Genomic DNA, 7,595 nt, shown 5'->3' with positions numbered 1-7,595 from the left:
TAAGTTTCTGCTTCCACCACCGTCGCATACCACAGTTAAAAAACCATGTACTGTCTTACACAGAGTCCACAGACTTTCGCCCCATTTCAGAAGCCCGATTCCGTGTGTCCCACGGTACGGTTCTGACTAAACGCTTCTTGTACTTGTTGCGCGCGACTTTTTGCCCGGACAAGCTTTTCTGAACGGAACTCCCTAAGCCGAGTTTTCAAGGTGCTGTCCGCCCACTTGGTTTTCGAGACGGTCTTTTTAATTCTAACGTAAAGCCGCCGTTCTACGGCGGGGTTTCCCACCCAAAATTTTCGATGAACATAACTAGGCGAGAATTGATCCAGCAGACAGGTTGGGGGTTGCTGACTTTGGCGATTAGTCAAGGGACCCTTAACCGTCATTTGGCCGCTCTCGCCGCCCCCAATCCCCGAAAATTGGCTCTTTTAGTCGGTATTGACCAGTATGGGGCGAATATTCCGCCGCTGCCCGGCTGTCTTACCGATGTGGAGTTACAAAAAGACCTTCTCCGTTATCGTTTTGGCTTTCAGGATGCTGATATAGTAACTTTAACGGGACAACAAGCCAGTCGAGAAGCGATCAAATCGGCTTTTTTAGAACACCTGATCGCCCAAGCCAAGGCAGGGGATGTGGTCATTTTTCACTTTAGCGGTTATGGCAGTCTTGGGGCCGGAAAAGAGGTTTTTATTACTGCTGATGGGGCAGAAAATGCTTTAATCAAGGAAAATATCCTGCTGATGGCTCGCTGTCTAGCTACGGATAAGTTTAGCTTGATTTTTGATAGTAGTCATCTCCCCCAACCTCAGCCCTATCTCGGTAATCTCCGCATTCGTTCCTATTCTAGAACCATTACTGATCCTAACCCCGCCGAATTAACTTTCGCTGCCGATATTAAAACCCGTTTTAACCTCAAAAATAAGCCTAGTAACGGCGTTATTCTCGCTGCCGCTAAACCGGAGCAAATCGCCCTGGAATTGAGCGGTAATAGCCCCAATGCTGGCTTATTCACCTATGATCTCACCCAGTATCTCTGGCAAGCTTGCCCCAGTCCGACAATTGCGATCGCTTTTCCCCATCTCCGTAATCTCGTCGCTAGTCACAGCAGTCAACAACAGCAACCGGCAATCCTGACCAGTAATCAAAAAAATAATTCTGCCCCGCCATATCATACAACGTCAGAAACGTCAAGGGGTGGGGCGGCAATTGTTACAAATCTTATTGATGAACGCACCCTAGAAGTCAATCTGGTGGGCCTGCCCTTAGAAATCCTGGAAAATTACGGAATTAACTCCTGTTTGAGCTTTATTGAGGCGACCGGGGAGGAAATCAGCCTACAAATTCTCTCCCGTCAGGGTTTAAAAGCCAAAGCGCAATTATTATCCCCGGCTGCTTCCCTAGAAATAGGACAGATTCTAGAGGAAAAATTGCGGGTTTTTCCGAGTCAAATCGGCTTAATCGTCGGTTTGGATAGTAACTTAACCCGAATTGAACGGGTAGATGCCACCAGTACCTTTGCCAGTTTGCCCGATGTGGCCGCCGTGGTTAACATTGGCGAACAAACGGTAGATTGTCTCTTAAGTCGAGTTGGTGGCGAAGAAACTGGCAATTATCAGTTATTATCTCCCAATGGCTCCCTAATTATCGGTAGTTTAGGAGCAGCCAACGAAGCAATTAAATCGGGAATCAAACGACTGCAATCGCAACTAGAAACCCTGCTGGCCTGCAAATTGTGGCACTTGTTGATCAATCAAGAATCCTCCGGTTTAGCCGTCATTGTCACCCTCGAAAGCCTCGATCAAACCTATATCTCCACAGTGCCAACCCAAAAAATTGCGGGTAGCAGGGGGACTAATACCGCTAAAAACGACTTAATTCTGCCCGTCGGTACGGAAATTCGCTATCAAATCGAGAATCAAGAAGAACAACCCCTCTACGCACTGATCCTTGTCCTCAACAGCGATCGCCAACCGCTTTTATACTGTTCCTGTTCAGAAAACCCCGATAATTTCACCAATTCCAGCCCATTAGCCCCCTTTGTCGTGGCGGCCAAAACCAAGGCCACCATCCCCAATGACCGCCAAGGGCATTGGAAAATTAGTCAACCCAAGGGCATCAGAGAAAATCTACTGATCCTCAGTCGCCATCCTTTCCCGAAAACCTTGACCCTTCTCAATGCCACTCAAAGCCTCAAGGGAGAAGCCACCCAACTGCTCACCCTGACTAACCCCCTAGAAATAGCCAGAGCTTTCTGGAGCGATCTAAAATTAGATTTAGGTCTAAAAATGGATAGTTCTGGCAGTGTAATTGATGAATACGCCTTTGATCTAGGAACTTGGTCAGGTTTCCGGTTTATTTATCAAGTTATCGACTAAATCGATAGAATAATTCTATGGAATCCTTGAAAAGAAAAGGTTAAAATCCTAACACAGCTACCCCTAAATTTCCCGATGAATCTTCTGCCCCGGACAACCCAAAGCCGCCTCAAAAAAATTCCACAAATTCCCAGTGTTTGGGAAGGAGATCGTCGTGCTTTATCCTTATCCGAGAGAATGCCCCGGGCCACCCTAGAACCAAATCAAGAAAGCGGCGGCGAGTGCGTGATCTGGGTGGACGGTAGCGAGGGCTGTGTACGCGCTATGGAAGTAGTTTCCCCTGAAACCGGGCCAGAGGCCATGGTGAGAACCTTAATCCGCGCCATCGAAACACCCCAAAATCCCGCCCGGCCAGCCAGACCGAAAAAAATTATCGTCCGCGATCGAGAAACACAGTTTTTTCTGCGCGGGGTACTGCAAGATCTCGATATCACCATCGATTATGTCCCCAGTTTGCCCCTGATCGATGATCTCTTTCGCGGATTCGACGAATTCCAAAATAACCGCCCCCCGGCAATTCCTCCCACTTGGCAGTCCGCTTTAGTGAAAACCGCTCACGAAATTTGGAAAGCTGAACCCTGGTCCTGTTTAGCTGACTACGATATATTGGAAATTAAGCTCGATCGCCCCGATTTCCCGAATCTTTACGCCTGTGTCATGGGAATGCTCGGTCGGGAATACGGAGTCATTCTCTATCGTTCCCTAGCATCCCTCAAACAATTCCGCCAGTCCGCTTTAGAAGAAAAATCGATGGAAAGATTAGAAAAAGCCTTTCTTTCCCAAGATTGCTGGTTTTTAAGCTACGAATTGGCCGATGATGATGAGGACGATGATGAGGATGACTACGATCTAGCCTCGGCTGCCCCTTCCCAGATTCATCCAGTTTTCGGCAGCGTGCATCCCTACGAAGGCATTCGCCCCTATTTAGATGAAGAAGAAGCAATCACGGTATATTTAGCTTTAATGGCTCTGTTGCGCTTTTTTAAAGGCAATCAATCCGCTTTATCCGAAGAACCGATCGGAGAATTACAGCGTCGTTTTCGCATTTCCCTCGATCCCGAACAAGCAAAAGGGGAAACCGTGGCGGTGACGGTAGCCACGATGCCCGATCTATGTGCGGAATTTATGCAACTCTTGGAGGAAGAGGACGACGACGAGGATGAGGATGATGAGGATGATGAGGAAGAATCCGTACTCAAGGAGGATTTAGTTCCTGATAATGCACATCTCAGTCTGGGAATGGTTCCCTGGCAATTATTAGATAAAATTCGCAGTCGTCCAAAAATCCATTATCAACCCCAATCCGTACCGACAAAAGGAGAGGGTTTCCCCGTGGTCATGATCCAGACCTCCCGACCGAAAGCCAAGGAAATTATCGAAAAAATCGAACAAGCTGGCGGTTTGGCGGCTATTGGTTTTAACCCCGGCGAAGATCCCCTAGAAGATACCCGTTATGATCTGGGGATTCTGAAAATGGCTAACGGTGATCTCTATCTGTTTGGGGAATTCGAGCAAGATGATCCCGACCACCGTAATGCTCGCCGCAATTGGCAAAAACGCATCAAAAATACCGAGGGTTATTGTGGTTTGATTATTGCCATGGGGGTAACGGGTTCCTCCTGCGGTAATCCCCAATTAAACGATATGTTAGCCCTCTACGAAGCAAAATCGATCGATAGTAAAGATTTAGACTTGGGAGTTTTGACTCTTATGCCTCACTTTGGTTAATTTTGATGGGCAGCGGCGGAGCTTTTTTAGTGAACAGTAATCAGTGAACTGAAAACTCTGATCTGATCACTGAAATCCCTAAAATTAAGCGACAATGTAAAGTAAGGTAAAACTTTCTGGACAAATTCTTATTATGGTGTTATTCGGATTCGGAAAAAAATTAACTTTGCCCACAGCAAGGGAGGCCCTACCCGGGCGATCGGAAAAAATGCCCGTACCTAGCGCCCACTACGTTAACGGTCATCCTTTGCAGCCCCCCTTTCCAGGCGGTATGGAAAGCGCAATGTTTGGTTTAGGCTGTTTTTGGGGAGCAGAGCGCAAATTTTGGCAATTAGAAGGAGTTTACAGCACGGCCGTGGGTTATGCGGCTGGTATCACCCCCAATCCCACCTATCAGGAAGTGTGTACCGGCATGACCGGACATAATGAAGTGGTCTTAGTGGTCTATGATCCCAGTGTGATTTCCTACGAACAACTGTTAAAGGTTTTCTGGGAAAGTCATAATCCCACCCAAGGAATGCGTCAGGGTAATGATACGGGAACTCAGTATCGATCGGGTATCTATACCTATAGTCCCCAGCAAAAGCAATTAGCGGAAAAATCCCGATCGATCTACCAAGAAGCTCTCAATAAAGCGAACTACGGTCAGATTACCACGGAAATTCTCGACGCACCTGAATTTTATTATGCTGAAGTTTATCATCAGCAGTATTTAGCGAAAAACCCCGGCGGTTACTGTGGTTTAGGGGGAACGAAAGTGGAATGTCCGATCGCTCTTGATCTGAAGTTAAATTAAGTAGGGTTAGGAGTCAGTTATCAGTTATCAGTGATCAGTGATCAGTGATCAGTTATCAGTTATCAGTTATCAGTTATCATTCATAATTTATCATTCATAATTTATAGCGTTTCCTGTTCGCAAGAGGTACATTATCGATGTTGAAAAGCCTAATCAGCAAAGGTTTAACTGTCACACCCAGGTGTGAGAACCGCTATATCATTCAGATCATAAAATATCTTTTCTTTTTTGCAACCAATAGGTAAGGAGAAAATAAATAAGGGAATGAAGAATTAATACTCCCCAATTCAATAACAAATTATTGATAGATAATTGATAAACTTGATTGGTATCCTCAAAGGGTAAAGGGAGCTTAAAATCATTGTTTTCTTTCGCTTCTGCAATCATAGCTTCCACCTCTACTAATACCCCGTAGGCACCAATCGACCAGCGACTAATCATCAACCATGATAGATATTTCCCCAAACTTTCTAAGCTAAATAATACCCCAGCAAAGATAATCTGAGGAATTAAAATTAAAGGTAAGGCACTATTTGCTTGAGTGATATTACTAACACCAGCAGAAATTAATAAACCGAGATTAATCGCCGCAAATATAGTTAAAAATGTGGTAATAAAACAGCCAATTAACCAGGTCATTAATTCTGGTTGCGGGTCAGTAAATCCCCAAAATATCACGCAGGTAATTACAATTGTTTGCAGAAAAGCTAAGGCTGCTAAAACCAGAATTTTTGAGAATAAATAGGGTAATAATCCCAGATTAACTAATCTTTCTCGCTGATAAATTGGCGATTCTTTGACAATTTCCTGTAGGGAACAGGCAAAACCTACCCATAATTCCGCGCAGGTGAACACAAAGAGAGTTTTTAAGGCTAAAGTTGCCGATTCGATAGCCCGATCAAAACTGGGATTATCCCCCAAAAATAAAGGATCTTTGTCCCCTAAAACCATGGCCATTAATAAAATTCCGATCGGGGCGGTTAATAGGTATAAAATTAAACTAACCTGATCGCGGATAATTAACTGGCTATACCGTTGACATAAGACCTGTAGTTGCGACCAAAAAGATTGTTGAACCTGTTGCGGTTTACTATTATTTTGCTGAAATATTTTACCAATTCTTGCTTCAATATTATTTTTGTAGTAGTCGGATTGTTGGAAACGTTGACATTCTTGCTCAACTTTTTCGCTAGTTTCCAGATGAATATAAATATCGGCAAAATCCCCCTGAGGTAAAGAGAAAAAATTTAAGGCATCCCCCGGAGAACCAAAATAACATAAATTGCCCCCTTGACCGAGAAAAACTAATCGATCGCAGAGATTGATATTATTAGTAGCATGGGTAACTAGGAGAATTGTTCTACCTTCTTTGGCCAATTTTGCCAGCAATTCCATCATCTTTTTATCTAAACCGGGGTCTAATCCCGAGGTGGGTTCATCTAAAAAGAATAATTTGGGATTGGCTAATAATTCTACCGCAATACTCACCCTTTTTAACTGACCACCGCTTAAGTCTCTGACTAAAGTATTTCTTCTTTCTAATAATTCCACCTGCTGTAGGGTTTTCTCGATCACTTCTTGGCAATTAAGATCGGGAGGTAGCCTTAATTTAGAAGCATAATATAACACTTCTCCCACGGTTAAATCCCTGTGAACTATATCGTATTGGGGAACATAACCGATTTGGGTGCGATAGATATTAAAGTTCTGGCGCAGCTCTTCCCCATTCAGATAAACAGTTCCCGAGGTGGTGGGTTCAATTCCTAATAAAGTCTTTAAGAAAGTCGATTTTCCCGCACCACTTCCCCCGACAATCGCCACTAATTGACTCGGTTCGATCGGTAAGGAGATATGATTGAGAATTATCAACGGTCGTTTCTTTTTATCCCGCACCATCCTGACGATATCTTCGGCATCCAGACGGATATTATCCCCCGTATCTAATAAAACTAAGTCATCTCCCTGCAACCGAAAACTATAGGGTCCGATTCTCACCGTACAACCATTGGTTAAAATGGCACTACCCGATACTTTTTCTCCGTCGATAAAGACTCCATTGGTGCTTTTGTCGTAGAGAATATAACGATTCTGGTTATCGCTATCGATAATCGCGTGTTGTCGGGAAATTGTCGGCGCGTCTAAAACCACAGTAGCAGCATTATCTCGTCCTAAAACTACACTGCGATTGCCTAGGGAAACCGATTTAAAAGCTAAAGGTGGGCTTTTTACTGGTTGGTTAGGATGATAATAGGTGATCTTGACCGAATTTTTGACATCTTGACCGATATGAATCTCATCCCCATTTTGTAAAAGATAGCCATCTTTGGGAGTAATCACGCGATTATTGATAAAAAGTTGATTGGAACTAGGATTAGTCCCGTCTCCATCGTAGATATAGTAATCATCTCCCTGACGACGAAAACAAGCTTGTACTCGACTCACCACCGTCCAGTGTTGGGGAACAACTAAATCCACCTGTTGACCATCCCGCCCCAATTTATAATTAGGACGACTCAGATTAATAGAAGGGAGAAATTCTCCCTGATTGTTAAGAATAATGTAGGGTTCTTGACTAATAACCGTTTTAATGTTGGGAGAATTGGTCATAAAAAGTTGATCGGTAGATGGCGTTCGCGGGGGACAGTAAGAAGCTAAGATAGAATTGATGTCTCGATCGCTACTGTTAACCTCAG

The 7,595-nt window shown here is 44.3% G+C and carries 4 protein-coding genes; 3 read left to right on the top strand and 1 reads right to left on the bottom strand.

What is annotated here, in order from left to right; all coding sequences use genetic code 11:
* The first annotated feature begins 302 nt into the window (after positions 1-302).
* From EWV68_RS20625 to msrA, 3 genes are all read left to right on the top strand, one after another.
* A complete protein-coding gene (locus tag EWV68_RS20625) occupies positions 303-2,378 on the top strand; it encodes a caspase family protein (RefSeq protein WP_287170893.1) in 2,076 nt (691 codons plus the stop codon).
* A gap of 75 nt (positions 2,379-2,453) precedes the next feature.
* Positions 2,454-4,106: a DUF6930 domain-containing protein gene (locus tag EWV68_RS20620; RefSeq protein WP_287170892.1), complete on the top strand. Its 1,653-nt coding sequence runs from the start codon at positions 2,454-2,456 to the stop codon at positions 4,104-4,106.
* Between the two features lie 133 nt (positions 4,107-4,239).
* The gene (gene msrA, locus EWV68_RS20615; RefSeq protein WP_287170891.1) at positions 4,240-4,902 is read left to right on the top strand and encodes a peptide-methionine (S)-S-oxide reductase MsrA; all 663 of its coding nucleotides are present in this window, start codon (positions 4,240-4,242) and stop codon (positions 4,900-4,902) included.
* A 207-nt stretch (positions 4,903-5,109) separates the two neighbouring features.
* On the opposite strand, the gene EWV68_RS20610 is transcribed toward msrA, so the two are convergent.
* The gene (locus EWV68_RS20610; RefSeq protein ID WP_287170890.1) at positions 5,110-7,509 is read right to left on the bottom strand and encodes an ATP-binding cassette domain-containing protein; all 2,400 of its coding nucleotides are present in this window, start codon (positions 7,507-7,509) and stop codon (positions 5,110-5,112) included.
* Between the last annotated feature and the right edge of the window lie 86 nt (positions 7,510-7,595).

Origin of the sequence: Microcystis sp. M_QC_C_20170808_M9Col (assembly GCF_007095495.1) — a bacterium.
In the GTDB taxonomy this organism is placed as follows: domain Bacteria; phylum Cyanobacteriota; class Cyanobacteriia; order Cyanobacteriales; family Microcystaceae; genus Microcystis; species Microcystis aeruginosa.
The sequence above is the reverse complement of the archived record's forward strand: the minus strand, read 5'-3'. Positions and strand labels throughout refer to the sequence as shown.

What these genes read in the sequence shown, in the direction of transcription:
- EWV68_RS20610 (WP_287170890.1), bottom strand. Translation starts at nt 7,509, where the DNA reads ATGACCAATTCTCCCAACATTAAAACGGTTATTAGTCAAGAACCCTAC.
- EWV68_RS20620 (WP_287170892.1), top strand. Translation starts at nt 2,454, where the DNA reads ATGAATCTTCTGCCCCGGACAACCCAAAGCCGCCTCAAAAAAATTCCA.
- EWV68_RS20625 (WP_287170893.1), top strand. Translation starts at nt 303, where the DNA reads ATGAACATAACTAGGCGAGAATTGATCCAGCAGACAGGTTGGGGGTTG.
- msrA (WP_287170891.1), top strand. Translation starts at nt 4,240, where the DNA reads ATGGTGTTATTCGGATTCGGAAAAAAATTAACTTTGCCCACAGCAAGG.